Source organism: Ensifer sp. (genome assembly GCF_035999185.1).
Lineage (GTDB): Bacteria > Pseudomonadota > Alphaproteobacteria > Rhizobiales > Rhizobiaceae > Ensifer.
In genome coordinates this window covers 45,402-61,283 of record NZ_DASYHB010000143.1, presented here as the reverse complement: position 1 = coordinate 61,283, position 15,882 = coordinate 45,402, and the positions used below count along the sequence as shown (strand labels likewise).

The 15,882-nt window shown below is 62.4% G+C and carries 19 protein-coding genes; 9 read left to right on the top strand and 10 right to left on the bottom strand.

The genetic code is table 11. From position 1 onward, the window contains the following. The 6 genes from VGO04_RS19010 to dmeF form a co-directional block, all read right to left on the bottom strand. Positions 1-134: virulence factor (locus VGO04_RS19010; RefSeq protein ID WP_327497531.1), on the bottom strand; the 134-nt coding region annotated here is incomplete at its 3' end. A 236-nt stretch (positions 135-370) separates the two neighbouring features. Then, entirely contained in the window at positions 371-1,174 is an 804-nt protein-coding gene (locus tag VGO04_RS19005; RefSeq protein ID WP_327497526.1) for a formyl transferase, read from the bottom strand. Between the two features lie 45 nt (positions 1,175-1,219). Continuing rightward, a complete protein-coding gene (locus VGO04_RS19000; RefSeq protein ID WP_034788185.1) occupies positions 1,220-1,399 on the bottom strand; it encodes a hypothetical protein in 180 nt (59 codons plus the stop codon). Positions 1,400-1,764: 365 nt separating this feature from the next. After that, positions 1,765-2,538, bottom strand: a complete 774-nt coding sequence (locus VGO04_RS18995; RefSeq protein WP_327497525.1) for a pyrroline-5-carboxylate reductase — start codon at positions 2,536-2,538, stop codon at positions 1,765-1,767. Positions 2,539-2,587: 49 nt separating this feature from the next. Continuing rightward, positions 2,588-2,863 carry a metal/formaldehyde-sensitive transcriptional repressor gene (locus VGO04_RS18990; RefSeq protein ID WP_327497524.1) on the bottom strand — a complete coding sequence of 92 codons (276 nt, stop codon included), beginning with the start codon at positions 2,861-2,863 and terminating at the stop codon, positions 2,588-2,590. Positions 2,864-2,890: 27 nt separating this feature from the next. After that, positions 2,891-3,865: a CDF family Co(II)/Ni(II) efflux transporter DmeF gene (gene dmeF / locus VGO04_RS18985; protein WP_327497523.1), complete on the bottom strand. Its 975-nt coding sequence runs from the start codon at positions 3,863-3,865 to the stop codon at positions 2,891-2,893. A 336-nt stretch (positions 3,866-4,201) separates the two neighbouring features. Here dmeF and VGO04_RS18980 point away from each other — a divergent pair, with 336 nt between their 5' ends. Beyond that, positions 4,202-4,816, top strand: a complete 615-nt coding sequence (locus tag VGO04_RS18980) for a LysE family translocator (protein WP_327497522.1) — start codon at positions 4,202-4,204, stop codon at positions 4,814-4,816. A gap of 17 nt (positions 4,817-4,833) precedes the next feature. On the opposite strand, the gene VGO04_RS18975 is transcribed toward VGO04_RS18980, so the two are convergent. Beyond that, positions 4,834-5,454 (bottom strand): DUF1638 domain-containing protein, encoded by a 621-nt coding sequence (locus VGO04_RS18975; protein ID WP_327497521.1) that lies wholly within the window; start codon positions 5,452-5,454, stop codon positions 4,834-4,836. A gap of 40 nt (positions 5,455-5,494) precedes the next feature. Between VGO04_RS18975 and VGO04_RS18970 the strand changes: the two genes are divergently transcribed. Continuing rightward, positions 5,495-5,653, top strand: a complete 159-nt coding sequence (locus tag VGO04_RS18970) for a hypothetical protein (protein WP_034788206.1) — start codon at positions 5,495-5,497, stop codon at positions 5,651-5,653. 93 nt (positions 5,654-5,746) lie between these two features. Here the strand turns inward: VGO04_RS18970 and VGO04_RS18965 are convergent, their stop codons facing one another. After that, positions 5,747-6,442 (bottom strand): corrinoid protein, encoded by a 696-nt coding sequence (locus VGO04_RS18965; RefSeq protein ID WP_034788208.1) that lies wholly within the window; start codon positions 6,440-6,442, stop codon positions 5,747-5,749. Positions 6,443-6,779: 337 nt separating this feature from the next. On the opposite strand from VGO04_RS18965, the gene VGO04_RS18960 reads away from it, so the two are divergent. The 3 genes from VGO04_RS18960 to VGO04_RS18950 all read left to right on the top strand — a co-directional run bounded on the left by VGO04_RS18960 (position 6,780) and on the right by VGO04_RS18950 (position 9,847). Then, on the top strand, positions 6,780-8,354 hold the full coding sequence (locus tag VGO04_RS18960; RefSeq protein WP_327497520.1) for a trimethylamine methyltransferase family protein: 1,575 nt from the start codon (positions 6,780-6,782) through the stop codon (positions 8,352-8,354). A gap of 107 nt (positions 8,355-8,461) precedes the next feature. Further along, on the top strand, positions 8,462-9,166 hold the full coding sequence (locus tag VGO04_RS18955) for a ferredoxin (RefSeq protein WP_327497519.1): 705 nt from the start codon (positions 8,462-8,464) through the stop codon (positions 9,164-9,166). Between the two features lie 129 nt (positions 9,167-9,295). Then, positions 9,296-9,847, top strand: a complete 552-nt coding sequence (locus VGO04_RS18950) for a hypothetical protein (RefSeq protein ID WP_327497518.1) — start codon at positions 9,296-9,298, stop codon at positions 9,845-9,847. 17 nt (positions 9,848-9,864) lie between these two features. Here the strand turns inward: VGO04_RS18950 and VGO04_RS18945 are convergent, their stop codons facing one another. Further along, on the bottom strand, positions 9,865-10,503 hold the full coding sequence (locus VGO04_RS18945) for a hypothetical protein (protein WP_327497517.1): 639 nt from the start codon (positions 10,501-10,503) through the stop codon (positions 9,865-9,867). A gap of 190 nt (positions 10,504-10,693) precedes the next feature. Between VGO04_RS18945 and VGO04_RS18940 the strand changes: the two genes are divergently transcribed. The 3 genes from VGO04_RS18940 (at position 10,694) to VGO04_RS18930 (ending at position 14,221) form a co-directional block, all read left to right on the top strand. Then, positions 10,694-11,443, top strand: a complete 750-nt coding sequence (locus VGO04_RS18940; RefSeq protein WP_327497516.1) for a phosphodiester glycosidase family protein — start codon at positions 10,694-10,696, stop codon at positions 11,441-11,443. 136 nt (positions 11,444-11,579) lie between these two features. Continuing rightward, on the top strand, positions 11,580-12,107 hold the full coding sequence (locus VGO04_RS18935; RefSeq protein WP_327497515.1) for an RNA polymerase sigma factor: 528 nt from the start codon (positions 11,580-11,582) through the stop codon (positions 12,105-12,107). A 2-nt stretch (positions 12,108-12,109) separates the two neighbouring features. After that, the gene (locus VGO04_RS18930; RefSeq protein ID WP_414650568.1) at positions 12,110-14,221 is read left to right on the top strand and encodes a vWA domain-containing protein; all 2,112 of its coding nucleotides are present in this window, start codon (positions 12,110-12,112) and stop codon (positions 14,219-14,221) included. A gap of 499 nt (positions 14,222-14,720) precedes the next feature. Here the strand turns inward: VGO04_RS18930 and VGO04_RS18925 are convergent, their stop codons facing one another. Further along, on the bottom strand, positions 14,721-15,068 hold the full coding sequence (locus tag VGO04_RS18925) for a hypothetical protein (protein WP_327497513.1): 348 nt from the start codon (positions 15,066-15,068) through the stop codon (positions 14,721-14,723). Between the two features lie 151 nt (positions 15,069-15,219). Between VGO04_RS18925 and VGO04_RS18920 the strand changes: the two genes are divergently transcribed. Next, positions 15,220-15,858, top strand: a complete 639-nt coding sequence (locus tag VGO04_RS18920) for a helix-turn-helix transcriptional regulator (RefSeq protein WP_327497512.1) — start codon at positions 15,220-15,222, stop codon at positions 15,856-15,858. Positions 15,859-15,882 lie beyond the last annotated feature (24 nt).

Sequence of the window (15,882 nt, the reverse complement as noted above, 5' to 3'; positions counted from 1 at the left end):
CCGGTGCGCATGGCGCACATGTCGATCGCCTCGGTGAAGCGCAGCGACAGCTCGCGTTTCGCCGTCGTGCGGCCCTTCTTGATGATGACCTGGGCCGGAATGTCGCGCCAGTAGACGATAATGCGATCTGCCATCGGGTGTTGTTCTCCTCGTCCTGCGACAATGCGCATGTACCGGCGTCCGGGCTCATCTCGCCACGACGTCGGATATGTCCAAAAACGACGCTGGGCGACGAGCCGCAGCAGCGGTGCTTTCTTGACCGCGCAAACGTCGGCCGGGCGATCCATGGTGTCAATGCCGATTGGGGCGGATTTCCCGCAGTTTCAGGCTTTTAGCCCGCATGAGGCGTGGCGATAACCCTTTGCACCGTCTACCAGATGCCGCGTCTGAGCCCGTTCCAGATCCAGGTCCAGATCGGCGGGTGATACCATTGCCGTGACGGGCCTGCGACATTGAGCGGCCGCAGATTTTGGCCAAGTGCATCCTCGATGGCGGCGATCGCGATGCCTGTGGACGCCGCCGTCTGCAGCAGCGGATAGGTGTGCATCGTATCGTTTTTTGCCGGCGTCTGGCGCGACTGGTAGAGCACGCCGCCGGTGTCGACCCCGGCATCGACCAGGTGTACGGTTGCGCCGAAGTTTTCGGCATCCTTGTTGACCAGCGCCCAGTAGCCGCCCATCAGCCCACGATAGGCGGGATTGATGCCGGCGTGGAAATTGATGACCGGGCAAGGGATGGCAGCAAGCGTTGCCGCTTTCAGCATCCGGCAGCTAATCAGGAAGACAACGCCCGGTTCCAGTGCGCGCACGTGGCTGATGGCGTCGGCATGGTTGATCGACGCGACCGCCATGACAGGGATCGTCGGATCGGGCGTTCCTTTAACCTTGTAGGTCGCCAGGATCGCTTCCGCCCGCTTGCGCGTGAAGCGCTTGCCAAAGCGCGAGGCGATCATGGTGGCAAGCTGGCCTGCGGCCGTCAGCCAGCCGAGCTTGCGCGCGCGGCGGCGCAGGAAGACGCCCTTTGATTCCGGCTGCTCCTCGATGACTGTCACGTCGGCGAAATGCGCAGCGAGCGCGTTGATCATGATCCAGGGGTTCTCGCCGCCCGCGGTGACAACGACGACGCGGCCGAGGCGTCTGCCTGCGGCTTGATTCTGGCTGGCGATGTCGGTCATGGCGGCCCCGCGGATGAACAGGGCCGAGTTATGAAGGCTTGCCCGTTACCGCCGGCTTAACTGGTTCCAGTACCACTCGGCGACACCGCCACCGAGTACGACGAGGGCGACGGATTCGACCATCTTGACGTCATCCGACAGGCTGCAGACCGCGCCGACGACCAGCGACAGCAGCAGTCCAGCGGCGCAGCCGATGGCGTAGGGCAGATAGTCGAGGATTTTCACTGGCGCCTCCCGTCCCAAGACGCAGCCGTTGCGCTCTGGGATGTAACGTAGGGTAGCGCAGATATGGGGATTAGGAAGAGCTTATTTTTCGTTGCAGGAGCGAGCGTTCACGCAAGCCGCTGCGCTTCGGTCAGCATCTGTGAACGGGGCCAGCGAACGCGACTGCCCCTCATCCTATCCCTCACCCCGCAGTCGGGGAGATGGGACGTGCCTCGATCCTAGTTTCGCGAAAGCGAGCCGCCGGCAGGCGAAAATCGTGGTGCTTGTTGTTGGCGGAGCGGGAGCAGCGAATCGCCTTCACCCCGCTTGCGGGGAGAAGGTGGCCGGCGGGCCGAACGAGGGGCTTCCTCAAGCGTATTGGACGCTCACGACGCCGCGGTGATCCGCTTGTGAATGCCGTCGAGGCTTTCCCTGAAGCGGTCGAACGTGCCGTGCTCGCTCAGTTCGCGCAGCACCTGTTCGTTGATGCCGCCGCGCGTGGCATAGTCTCCCGCCAGATGGGCGAAGCTTGCATCCGGGGTTATCTCCGGCGCCTGTCCGAGCGCGCCAAACAGGGACGCGACATAGTCGCGGCCTTTGGCGTCATCGACGCCGTGGTCCCTCAGCCAGCTATGGATTGTCTCGAGATACTTGAAATAGCTGGCATAGGTGGCGGTCGCGACGCTCAACGCATCGAACTCGCTCTCGCTTGCGACCTCGATCGCCGTGCCGAGCCGGCCGAAGAACGCTGCCACCACCGGATCCGGCGGAAAGAGGATCGTCGGGCCCCTCCGGATTGCGATCATCGGCATTGGCAGCGCCTTGGTCACGCGCTGCACCGCCCCGACCATTTCGGCGATTTCGCCCACGGAAAAGGTCGCAATCAGGCTGACGACATGATGATCCGGCCGGAAGCGCAAGGTCGGCAGGACATCGCGGGCAACCTGCGGCCGCACGGCGAGCATCACCGTGTCGCAGGCATCAAGGACCGCCTGGTTGTCGGCAGCGACGTGCACATCCGGAAAGCGGGCCGCAAGGCTTGCCGCGATCTCTTCATTGCGTGGCGAGAGAGTGACGGACGTGGTTTCGCCCGGCAGCGTCTTGAGGCCGGTGACGATTGCGGCGGAGAGCGCGCCGGTGCCGATGAAGCCGAGTTTCATGGGATGTCCTATCGACTGAAGATGCGTTGGTTCGACCGGGGTGTGCGTACTATTTCATGTAGGCGCGGACCACGTCGATCAGCTCTGCTGCCGCTTCGTTTCGATCCGGTTGCGACAGACCCTCGGCGGCGAGGTGCTGATGGATGTGGTCTTCGATGACCTCGGCCATCAGCCCGTTGACCGCGCCGCGGATACCGGCAATCACCTGCATGACCTCGGCGCAGCCCTTCTCCTCTTCCAGCATCCGCTCGACCGCTTCCATCTGACCCCGCAGGCGCCGGACCCTGTTGATGAGTTTCTGCTTTTCGCGGATGGTATGGGTCATCGAGTTCTCCGGTTTCTGGCGCCGCCGTTATGCTGCCCGCGGTTCCACCTCCACGGTCACATGCGACAAATCGTGAATGGCGGCAAGCTTTTCGCGATAGTAGGACGGCGCTCGCGGGTTATCGGCGACAATCGATACGATCGCGCCATGGTGGCCCGGTCCGAGTTGCCAGACGTGCAGATCGACGATCTCGGCATCTTCCTTCGCGACGATCTCGCCGATTTCCTCGGGCAGGTCTTCGCCTTCGGGAATGTAGTCGAGCAAGGTGGCGCCGGTGTCGCGGATGAGGCCCCATGACCAGCGCGCTATGACGAGGGCGCCGACGATGCCCATGGCGGGATCGAGCCAGAGCCAGCCATAGAGCGCGCCGAGACCAAGGGCGACAATGGCGAGGACCGAGGTCAATGCGTCGGCGAGGACGTGCAGGTAGGCGGCGCGCAGGTTCCGATCCTGCCCGCCGTGATGGCCGTGATCATGCCCGTGATCATGGTGGTGATGGCTGTGATCGTCCCTCAACAGCCAGGCGCAGACGAGGTTGACGAAGAGGCCCGCGACGGCGACGAGGATGGCTTCGCTGAATTCGATGCTGACCGGGGCGCTCAGGCGCTTCAGGCTTTCCCAGCCGATCAGAAGCGCGATGAGAGCCAGCACGATGGCGCTGGAGAAGCCGGCGAGGTCGCCAAGCTTGCCCGTGCCGAAGGTGAAGCGGCGATTGCTCGCATGCTTGCGCGCATAGAGATAGGCGAGCGCCGCGATCAGCATTGCGGCTGCATGGGTCGACATGTGCCAGCCATCGGCAACGAGCGCCATCGACCCGAAGATCTGTCCGGCCACAATCTCGATCACCATCATCGTCGCGGTGACGGCGATGACGATCCAGGTCCGTCGCTCGTTGCGCTCATGACCGGCTCCAAGGAAGACGTGATCGTGGCGTGCCGCAAGCACGCGCCCCTCGTCGTGCGCATGCTGGCCGTGATGATGGTCGTGGTGATGATTGCCCATGTCGATCTCTCCAATATTATATAGTGGGGTACCCTATATGGAGTTTGCCGTAAAGCGCCTTCGCCGTGCCGTCGGACAATTGCTGTGGCCACGGCAAGGAGCGCCGGCGGCATCCGGCCCGCGGCGGATGCCCGTTGGCTCTCCCGAGCGCGATGGTTGGGCTCGCAATTGGCAGCGTAATATGATTATATTTCTTTGTATTTTTTGCGCTTATCGAGGTAATTACACGTTTAAATTTTTTACTTTCGAGATCTTTCTCGAAATAATTGATGTCTGTTGCGGTATATCAAGTTCGAATATAGGTTTGATGTCGATTTCATTTATTGGGTGTGTATTATGACGCCTTCGATCCTTATTGCTTATATGCTTGCCCTGTTTCTTGCTGCAGCCACGCCCGGTCCCGCCATGTTCGCGGTCATTTCCACCAGCATCAGCCGTGGTCTCGGTCCGGCGCTGGCATGTGGCCTCGGCGTCGCGCTCAGCGACGTGGTGCTGGTGAGCGTCGCGCTTGCCGGCCTCACCGTCATCGCCCAAACCTTTGGATGGCTGTTCATGGTGATCAAGTATGCGGGTGCTGCCTATCTGGTTTTCCTGGGATACCGGATGTGGCGTGCGGCCGCGACGGTTGATGCCGAGGCGGCGTCGGGCGAGCGCGGGTGGATGCGCTCGCTAGCGCTCGGCGCCGCCATCGGCTTCGGCAACCCGAAGGCGATCCTCTTTCACGCCAGCCTGATGCCGCTGATCCTCGATCTCGACAGCCTCGATCGCTTTGATATCGCGACCGTGCTTGCCGTCGTTTTCGCAGTCAATGTCGTGACGATGGGAGGATACGCGCTCTTGTCGTCGGCATCGTCACGCTGGTTCCGCACAACCCGGGCGGTGCGCGCTTTGAACCGCGTCGCCGGCGGCGCGATGATCGCGACAGGCGTCGTGATCGCCGCGCGCAGCTAGAGATTCGGGCCGCTCGATCACGCTGTGAGCAGCGACCCGGTGAGATCCCCATAACCCGTAAACCGGTACTCATATTCGAGCCCGAGCGTTTCGGCTGCCTTCATCGCCTTTTCCTGCAGGGACGCGTCCTCCTGCTGCGAGAGATAGACGAGCTTGCGGTAGTGGCCGAAATACATGTCGCGCAGCTCGGGGTGCCTGTTCAGGCCGAGCGGCTCGATGACGAAGGCTTCGAACTGCCGGGCGAGGAAGTCGGTGAGGAAGAAGGCGGTAAGGTCGTCGTCCCAGCGCTTGGCGAAATCGGCGTTGCCGGCAAAGAAGGAGTAACAGTGCGGGCCGGGGATGCGCTCGACCTTTTCTTCTTCCAGCAGCCTGTCCAGCAGCCCGCCGGTGCCGCAGTCGGCATAGGCGACGAAGATGCGCTTGAAGCCTTCTGCGCGGGCCTTGGCGATGGCGTCGCGCACGCCGGGCGTGATCTTGTCCGGGGTGTTGTGCCAGATGGCGGGCAGACAGCTGAGATCGATATGCTGAAGTCCGTTTGCCTCGCAGACCGCCAGGATTTCCCGCGCGATCGCGCCGCAACCGATCACGTGAACTTTTTCCGGTTGTGCACGTTCTATTGCGGGCGATATTTTTTCCATCTTGATTCCATGTGGCCTATCAGCGGGAAGGACCCTGACCATGACTGTAAAGACCCTTGCAACCGTCGGCGCCGTTCTCGTCGCCCTTTCGACGCTCACCGCCTGCGGCAACACCATCCGCGGCATCGGGCAGGATACTGCAAACACCGTCAACGCGACACAGTCGGCCGGCAAGAAGGTGGCGAACTCCGTCAACTGACCCGGCACTTGCCCGACGTTTTGCCAGACATAAGAAAGCCGGCCGGGGATGTCATCCCTGCGGCCGGCTTCTTCAACTTGGATCGATCGAAGCTCAGCCAGCCAGACGGTTGTGCTTGCGCTTCATGAAGTCCTTGGCGGTTTCAACCGCGATCGCCGCATCGCGGCAATAGGCGTCGGCGCCGACGGCCTTGCCGAATTCCTCGTTCAGTGGCGCGCCGCCGACGAGAACGACATAGTCATCGCGCAGGCCCTTTTCCTTCAACGTGTCGATCACGACCTTCATGTAAGGCATGGTCGTCGTCAGGAGCGCCGACATGCCAAGGATATCCGGCTGCTCGCGCTCGATGGCTTCCAGATAGTTCTCGACCGGGTTGTTGATGCCAAGATCGACGACGTCGAAGCCCGCACCTTCCATCATCATGCCGACGAGGTTCTTGCCGATGTCGTGAATGTCGCCCTTGACGGTGCCGATCACCATCTTGCCGAGCTTCGGCGCGCCGGTTTCGGCGAGAAGCGGGCGAAGAATGGTCATGCCGGCCTTCATGGCGTTGGCCGAGAGCAGCACTTCCGGCACGAACAGGATGCCGTCGCGGAAGTCGATGCCGACGATGCGCATGCCTTCGACAAGCGCCTGGGTGAGGACGTCATAGGGCGTCCAGCCGCGCTTGAGCAGGATGTTGGTCCCGTCCTCGATTTCCTCCTTCAGGCCGTCATAGAGGTCGTCGTGCATCTGCTGCACAAGTTCCTCGTCGGAAAGGTCCTCGAGAATGATTTCATCGTCTGCCATATTGGGGTTCCTCGGTTCCTGGCACGGTCGCGCGAAAATATTGGCACGCCTCCACCCATCCATAGCGTTCGACAGCTAAAAATCTGTTTTCGAAAGCGACGTCGCATATGACAAAAAGCGACGGAGGGGCAGCTTCTTTTGGCGTCTGCATATTCTTAACAAAAACAATATATTCGCGCCACGCGGTTTTTGCCGTCGACGGGTCGCTTCTCGGTAGTGTTCGAGTTGCGCCACTCCTTGGCGCATTGAGACCCGTACCGGCTTTGATGCTTGGTAGCATTAGGGCAAATTGATGCTTGAAGGCGCAGAAAGCGATGCGCGGGAGAGGAAAGAGCGAATGAGCGACGTGACAGATCAGGGCGCGGGTGAAGGCGGCGGCCGCCGCGCGCGGGGCGAGGGACGGGGAGCGGCCGCACGGCGTGCATCGCGCACCGGCGGCGGTCCGGGGCCGTCTCTGCCCTATATCCAGCGCAAGATTCGCGAATACGAGGTCCTCGACGAGGAAGGCCTGCAGCTCATCGAGCGGAATGCCGACATTATCCTCGAGGAAATCGGCATCGAATTCCGCGACGACGCAGAGGCGCTGGAGCTGTGGAAGCAGGCTGGCGCCGACGTGCGCGGCCAGCGCGTTCATTTCCCGAAGGGCCTTTGCCGCGAACTCCTGAAGACAGCACCTTCCGAATTCACCTGGCATGCGCGCAATCCGGAGCGCAGCGCTAAGGTCGGCGGCAAGGCGACGATCTTCGCCCCGGTCTATGGCCCTCCCTTCGTGCGCGATCTCGAAGGTGTGCGGCGCTATGCGACGATCGAGGATTTCCGCAATTTCGTGAAGCTCGCCTATATGGCGCCGTCGATGCATTCGTCCGGCGGCACGGTCTGCGAGCCGGTCGACATCCCCGTCAACAAGCGCCACCTCGATATGGTCTACAGCCATATCAAATACTCCGACAAACCCTTCATGGGCTCGGTGACGGCGCCGGAACGCGCCGAAGACACGATCGCCATGGCGAAGATCGTCTTCGGCGACGACTTCGTCGAAAACAATTGCGTGACGCTCAACCTCATCAACGCCAACTCGCCGATGGTCTTCGACGAGACCATGGTCGGCGCGCTGAAGGTCTATGCCCGCCACAACCAGGCCTGCGTGCTTTCGCCCTTCATTCTCTCCGGCGCCATGAGCCCGGTGACGGTTGCCGGTACGCTGACGCAGATTCTCGCCGAAGTTCTCGCCGGTGCCTCCTTCACCCAGCTCATCCGCAAGGGTGCGCCGGTGCTCTTCGGCACCTTTGCCGCCTCGATCTCGATGCAGTCGGGCGCACCGACCTTCGGCACGCCGGAGCCGTCGCTCGTCTCCTATGGTGCAGCCCAGCTCGCCCGTCGCCTGAAGCTTCCCTTCCGGACCGGCGGCTCGCTCTGCGGCTCCAAGGTTCCGGATGCCCAGGCAGCGCACGAATCGGCCAATACGCTCAACATGACGCTGCTTGCCGGCACCAACTTCGTGCTGCATGCAGCCGGCTGGCTCGAAGGCGGTCTGATTTCTTCCTACGAGAAGTTCATGATCGACCAGGACCAGCTCGGCATGATGCAGAAGATGGCCGAAGGCGTGGACCTTTCGGAAAACGCCCAGGCGCTCGACGCCATCCGCGAAGTCGGCCCGGGCAGCCACTATCTCGGCTGCGCCCACACCCAGGCCAACTTCCAGACGGCCTTCTACCGGTCGCCGCTCGCCGACAACAATTCCTTCGAACAGTGGGAAGTGGAAGGCGAAAAGCGCATCGAGCAGCGCGCAAATGCGCTCTGCCGCAGCTGGCTGGAGCACTACGAGGCGCCTTACCTCGATCCGGAGATCGACGAAAAGCTCAAGGCCTATATCGCCAAGCGCAAGGACTCGATGCCGGACGCCTTCACCTGAAAGGGTCCCGAGCGAGCCAGGGAGCAAGGCGGCGCGGCGCAGGTGGCCGACATGATCCAGAAGGAGGTCTGGCGCCCGCATTACGAAGTACAGGGACCGAAACCGAAATGACGGCGCCTTCCGCGTCAGCGGACAAGACGATTGAAACGATCCGTGCGGCTCTCAAGCCGCACGGACTTTTTTTGCGCGGAACGGTGAATTTCACAACCGCCGAGGCAGCGCCGCTGCTTGCCGATGGCCGATCGGCGGCAAGCGTGGTGCTCATTGGCCATATCGGCGGCTCGCTCTGGCAGCCCTTCGATGCCTGGCGGGGGAGCCGCGCGGATCGCGGCGGCAAGGATCCGCTCGACACCTGGTCGAAAGCGGTCATCCAGCCGATCGCCGAAACATGTCATGCGACCGCCTACTTCCCCTCCGACCCGCCGTGGCAGCCGTTCCAGCAATGGGCGATGCGGGCCGAAGGCCTGAAGCCGTCGCCGCTGGGCATTCTCATCCATCCCCGCTTCGGGCTCTGGCACGGCTATCGCGGCGCGTTCGGCCTCGACATTCCGCTTGGTGAAGCCGGCGAAGGCGCGGCGGCACATCCCTGCGACGGCTGTCGTGAAAAGCCCTGCATCTCCGCCTGTCCCGCTGACGCACTCGCCAGTGGACGCTTCGACGTCGCACCCTGTCGCCGCCACCTCGGCACTGTTGTGGGCAGCGCGGGATGCCTCGCCAACGGCTGCCTTTCGCGCGATGCCTGTCCGGTCGGAATTGACTATCGCTATCCGCCCGAACAGCTTCGCTTTCATATGGCGGCGCTAGAACTCTAGGTGTGCTTCTCCACCCTGGCGCGCAAATATGGTGCAAATCTCCAAAATGACTAAAATTGGAGATGTCGTGGAAAGATAATATTATCGAATTTATAACGATCTGGACGGCGTGGCGTTGGAGTCCATCGTATGAGAGGTAGCCCAGTCGTATCCGTGAGCAACTATCCTCCGCACCTGTCGCGCGAGGACGTGGAAGCGCAGATCTCTCGGCTTAACAGCATTCACGCCGCCAACAGCCAGGTGCTGGAAGATGCTTTCAAGCGGCTCTTGGCGATCGCCGCCGGCCATGCGGTTGTCATCGCCGCCTGCATCACCGGTTTCGATGCGCTGGTCGATCGCTCGGTCTTTGCCGGCGATCTCATTCCCGACGCGATCGATATCCTGCGCAAGTTTGCGCTGACGCTCGGCGCACTCGGCCTGTTCCTGACCTTGCTCGCAATCGGCAACAATTTCCGCCTGGTGCAGAAGGAAGCCAGGCGCCATGCGGTGAAACTGGCGACGACGCTGCGGGAGAAGCGGCTGCTGCTTTCGCTGTCGCAGGATGTGCTGAACCGCGACCCCAAATCCTACGTGCTCGCAGGCGTCGGCGGCTTTGCCTCCCTCTGCGTCATCTTCGGGCTGGCGGCCGCGGCCGGGTGCTACGGTCTCGTCATGGCCATGGGGCTGCTGGCGGGCGGGTAACGTCGTCTGTGAAGTGCTCAGCGAAAGTTAGGATTGTCGAAATCCTGGATCGAACCTTTGCAGGGTACGTGGCCGATTTGGTGCGAGCGGATGGTGGCTTCGAGATAATGCTGCATCTCTTCGGCTTTCGGCAGCAACTCACGCGTCAGACCGGGAAGGCATGCGGCAGAGGCTTCCGTGTAGATGCATTTGTCACGGGGGGCCCCAGCAGATAGCGGCACCGGGATCCCATAAAAGCGCGCGATTGCGTCGCGCATGGTTCCCGCCCTCCGAAGCTTCTGCATATCCTCAGCCGATATGGTCAGCTTCATTCGAACGATGTCCAGTCCTTGATTGTTCTTCACCGCCAGTGCCGCGAAATACGCAGCTATGTCCGTTGAAGAATAACCAGGAATGGCTGGATGGGCTCCAAATTGCGCATAGTGAGCCAGATGCACATACGACCAATTCTGTGGATCGAAGCGGCTGTTCCATACCTTCAGCCAGTCTGCAGAACACTCAGTCTTTTCCGAGATACTGGAGCCGCATGACGTGCTCAAAATGCACAGCATTGCAACGAGCGCTTTAATGCCAATGCGTCGAAAATTGCCGTCGGCCCCGGCCGCCACACGGCCATTGCGCCTGGGCAGACGCACAATCTTACCGCGACCCGTCATGGCTCAGCTCCCTGTTCTCGCACGTGCCGAACCCTGTTTTTGCGGCGAACCGACGCCCGTGTGGGGTCCATTTGACATGATTCGAATGTCAGTACCGCTAGGATAGGTTGTGGGTGCGTTCTTCTAACCCTGCGCCAGAACCGCCGCAATCTCGGGCATGCTTGAAGTCTGATTCGATTGGACCTTTGACATGCCGCTTTTTCCAAAACCCTTCCTTGTCGGTGCCGTTCTTTCCGCCGGCCTTGCCGGGCCTGCGCTCGGCGCCTGCCGTGACGTCAGCCATCTCGGCCAGGACTACGTCGCCTGCACCTTCGATCCCGCGACAAGCGATATCCGGCTTTACAACAAGGACCAGGCGGGTGTGCCTTTCCGTTCCTTCCGCGCGCTGTCGCTGGAACTGCGCCACCGCGAGGAATACATGGCCTTTGCCATGAATGGCGGCATGTATCATGAGGACCTGTCGCCGGTTGGCCTGCACATCGAGGACGGCCACGAGCAGGCGCCGCTTAACACCAACAGCGGCTGGGGCAACTTTCACCTTTTGCCGAACGGGGTGTTCTATGTGGATGGCGGCAAGGCGGGCGTGATGGCGGCCGACGCCTATCGCGATGCCGGGATAGCCCCACGTTTCGCCACCCAGTCAGGGCCGATGTTGGTGATCGACGGCAAGCTGCACCCGCGCTTCCTGCCTGACAGCACCAGCCTGAAAACCCGCAACGGCGTCGGCGTGACGGCGGACGGCGAGGCGGTCTTCGTCATCTCGAAACGCCCGGTGCGCTTCCACGATTTCGCGACGCTGTTTCGTGACACGCTCGATTGCCCGAATGCGCTCTTCCTCGACGGCACGATTTCGAGCGTCTATTCGCCCGAGATCAACCGTCACGACCGGCTGTTCCCGATGGGGCCGATGATAGCGGTCGTCGGCAAGTTTCCGCGCTGAATTTCCTTGGGCGTGGGATGCGGGCGGAGCCGCAGACACCTTTCCTCATCCCGCTAAAAAAATATTTGTTTCGCCACCCAAGGAATGGGCGGCCTCTAACGTCTAAGGTTTGAACGAGGTGAGGGCGGGCACGGATTTGGACGTTGAACTCGTCGAAAAAGCTGTTAGCGGCGACCGACAGGCCTTTGGCCAGTTGGTCGAGCGCCACTATGATTTTGTTCATGCGGTGGCGTGGCGCTGGTCCGACAACGCGTCGGATGCCGAGGATATCGCCCAGGACGTCTGCCTGCGCCTGGGTGCTGCGATCCGCGGCTTTCGCGGGTCGAGCCGGTTTCGCACCTGGCTTTATACGCTGACGCTGAACGCGGCGCGGGATCACAAGCGCCGGCAGGTGCGCGACGATAGGCAGATGCAGGCCTATGCAAGTGAACAGGCGGTGGCAGCGCCACCCCAGGATCCGGACGAAGAGCAGCGCGAAGCACTCTGGGCGGCTGTGAGAGAGCTGCCCGAAAAGCAGTGCGACGCGGTGCTGCTCGTTTACGCCGAAGGCTTAAGCCACGCGGCGGCGGCCGACGTGCTCGGCTGTTCGGAAGCAACCATATCCTGGCATGTGCACGAGGCGCGCAAGCGCCTGAAGACAGTGCTTGGCAAGGAGGCCGTGTGACCATGCGCGACGATTTCGAAAAGCTGGCGGGGATGAGCCCGCCGAAGGCTTCTCCGGAAGCGCGCGCCCGGGCGCTTGCTGCCGCCATGCAGGCTTTCGATGCGGCTGAAGAAAATTCAACCACCACCCAAGGATCAGCCCAGCCGGTTCGTCAAAGCTCCATCTTCAACCGGATATGGAGCCCCATCATGAACCGGAAACTGCTTGCCGGATCGGCACTCGCAACCCTGCTGGTCGTGCCCGCCGCCGCCTTCCTGACGCTCGAATTGACGCGCAACGGTGCGCCCTTCGGCGAGCGCGCTCAGGAGATTGCACTGAAGGAAAAGCCGGCACCGCAACCGACACCGAAGCCAGCCCTGCCTGATGCAGCGCCCGAGGGCGATCTCGCTCGCGTGCAGGACGAAAAAGCTCCCGGCGCTGCGACCGACCAGAGCCTCGCCGAGCAGAAAGCCCAGGCGGCAGATCAAGCCGCGGCCGTATCCAAGGAAGCGCTCGACGCGGACGCTGTTGCAAACCTGGTGGCGCGTCAAGAACCGAAGGCCGCCGGAGCCAGGCCTATGCGGGTGGGCGAGAGCGAAACGCGCGCGGCAGCCCCGCTTTCCGCCGTCGGCGGTGCGCAGCCACAGATGACGTACCTGCCGGTACCGGTTACCGAGGACAATCTGGTTGCGCCGGAGGAAAACCGCGAGCGCTTCGGCAAGGCCGACAGCAATCCGGTGAAAAGCGTTCTGACCGAGCCGGTCTCGACCTTCTCGGTCGATGTCGACACGGCCTCCTACGCCTTCGTGCGCCGCTCGCTGATGGAAGGCCAGATGCCCGAGCGAGACGCCGTGCGGGTCGAGGAGATGGTCAACTACTTCCCTTACGATTGGCCGCGGCCGGCGAGCGCCGCCGAGCCGTTCAAGGCGACGGTGACGGTGACACCGACGCCGTGGAACGGCGGCACGCGGCTGATGCATGTAGCGATCAAGGGCTACGACGTCGTACAGGCGCAGGCGCCGAAGGCAAACCTCGTCTTCCTGATCGACGTTTCCGGCTCGATGGACGAGCCGGACAAGCTGCCGCTGCTTACAGGCGCCTTCCGGCTGCTGGTCGAGAAATTGAAGCCCGAAGATACGGTCTCGATCGTCACCTATGCCGGCAACGCCGGAACGGTGCTGGAGCCGACAGCGGTGAAAGACAAGGCGAAGATCCTTGCAGCCATCGATACCTTGCAGCCGGGCGGCTCGACCGCCGGCGCGGAAGGGATCGATGCGGCCTACGGGCTTGCCGAGAAGGCCTTCGTCAAGGGCGGGGTCAACCGGATCATGCTGGCGACGGATGGTGACTTCAACGTCGGGCCTTCGAGCGACGAGGACCTGAAGCGGCTGATCGAGGACAAGCGCAAGAGCGGCATCTTCCTCTCGGTGCTCGGCTTCGGCCGCGGCAACTACAACGATGCGCTGATGCAGACGATCGCCCAGAACGGCAACGGCACGGCCGCCTATATCGATACGCTCGCCGAAGCGCAGAAGACGCTGGTGGAGGAGGCGGGCTCGTCGCTTTTCCCGATCGCCAAGGACGTCAAGCTGCAGGTGGAGTTCAATCCGGCCGCGATCGCCGAATACCGCCTGATCGGCTATGAAACCCGCGCCTTGAAGCGCGAGGACTTCAACAACGACAAGGTGGATGCCGGCGATATCGGCTCCGGTCACAGCGTGACGGCGATCTACGAGGTGACGCCGAAGGGCAGCCCTGCGGTGCTCAACGACGACCTGCGCTACGCGGATGCGCAGAAACCGGCAGCCGAAGCCAGCCCGCATGGCGGCGAACTCGCCTTTCTGAAGATCCGCTACAAGAAGCCGGATGGGGACAAGAGCGAGCTGATCACAACGGCGATCACCGAAGCCAATGCCGTGCCGTCGCTCGTCGATGCGCCTGATGACGTGCGCTTTTCGGCGGCTGTCGCTGCGTTCGGGCAGAAGCTCGCGGGCGTGACGGCGCTTGCGGATTACTCCTACGACGCCGTCGTTGACCTTGCGTCTGCCGCCAAGGGGCAAGACCCGTTCGGCTACCGCAGCGAGTTCGTCAATCTGGTGCGGCTGGCGAAAGGGCTCGGCGGGTCTAGGAATTGAGCGAGGCTTGTTGTTCTCATTCGCGCGGTGAGGGAAGCCCCTTATCCCGCGATGAGGGGAAGTGCCCCGCATCCACACGGTGAGGGAAGGCCCCTCATCCGCCTGCCGGCACCTTCTCCCCGTTTTGACGGGGAGAAGGGCATAAGTGGCGACGGTTTCGGCCATCTCGACGGTCGAACTGTTGGATGGCTGTGTCTGGCGGCGAGGAGCACTGCCTCTGGTGTCATGGAACACTGACGCTGGTGCGATGGAACTCTGAGCCTGGCGGAAAGGGAGCACTGGCATTGGCTCGATGGAACGCCGATTGTTGGCGCCGAACGGTGCTCCTAGCGGTTCTCTCCCCGCTTGCGGGGAGAGATGTCCGGCAGGACAGTGAGGGGCGTTCGTCCAGCGCAGGCGCCAACGCGCTTCAAAATGCCTGTCGCGCACGGTCCGTCCCCGCTTGCAGTGTCAGGGGCAGGGCGTGCGACCGTTTACGTGCAGCGCTTCGAGGTGACGCTCACGCCTTCGGGAAAGCGCGGCCCAATCCGTCGGCTTTTGACAGTCCCGCCTTGAACGCCTGGTAGGCGGCGTGCTGGCTGGAGCGACCGGCTTCCATCAGGCGCATCTGCAGACGGGCAGGCGCATGGGCGCCGAGCCACTCTCCAAGCTTCTCAAGTTTCAGCGAGTTCAGGAACTTGGCCTCGGAGGCGCGATCGAGGTGGCGATAGAGGCCGTCCATCAAGCGCTCGTCCTGCTCCGGGTTTTCCATCAGCAGCCGCAGGAAGGATTGATCCGCCTCGCCGAACGCCTGGAGCTTTTCAGCGACGGTGTCGCGGTCGGGAAAGGAGGCTGGGCCGGCGTTCATGTCACTGTCTCCCGCTGCGCGTCTTCAGGCGATTCTCGTTGGTCCTCGGGGATAGGCCAGCGCGGTCTCGTGCGCAAGCACTGGCGCATATGTTGAAATTCAATCTTTTGTCCAATATTGACATTCTGTCCAAATTGCGCGAAATCGAGCCATGAACGTTGCACCTGTCATCCCCGCCGGCCTTGCCCTGCATGCGCCAACCGCCGCTGCGATCAGCGCCTTGCTCTATCCGCATGGCGAGGTGGTGCTGCATGATCTGCGGAGCGGCACGATCGCTGCGATCTGGAACTGTTTCTCCGGCCGCGCGGTCGGCGAGAATTCGCTGATCGAGGAGGAGTTCAGAGCGTTCGGTGGCGAGGCGACCGTGCTTGGACCCTATGAAAAGACCGGATCCGACGGACGGCGCTTCAAGTCGATTTCCGCGGTGCTGCGTGATGGGGCCGGAGAGGCGGTTGGACTGCTGTGCATCAATCTCGACATGTCGATGATCGATACGGCGGTGAAGCTGCTGTCGGCCTTCGCCGGTGCGGCCGAGCCGCGGCCGCAGGCGCTGTTTTCACGCGACTGGCGCGAAGAGATCAACGCGACGCTGCATGGCTGGCTGAAGGAGCAGGGGCTGGCGCTCTCGGCGCTGAAACGCGGTGACCGCGTGGCGCTGGTGGCGGCGCTCGACGAACGCGGCCTGTTCCAGACGCGCAACGCCGTCGATCACCTTGCAGGCCTCATCGGCACGTCGCGCGCGTCGATCTACAACTATCTTGCCGCTGCGCGCGGCGAGGCAGCCGGATAGGCTCGCGCGCATTCGGGCCAACGC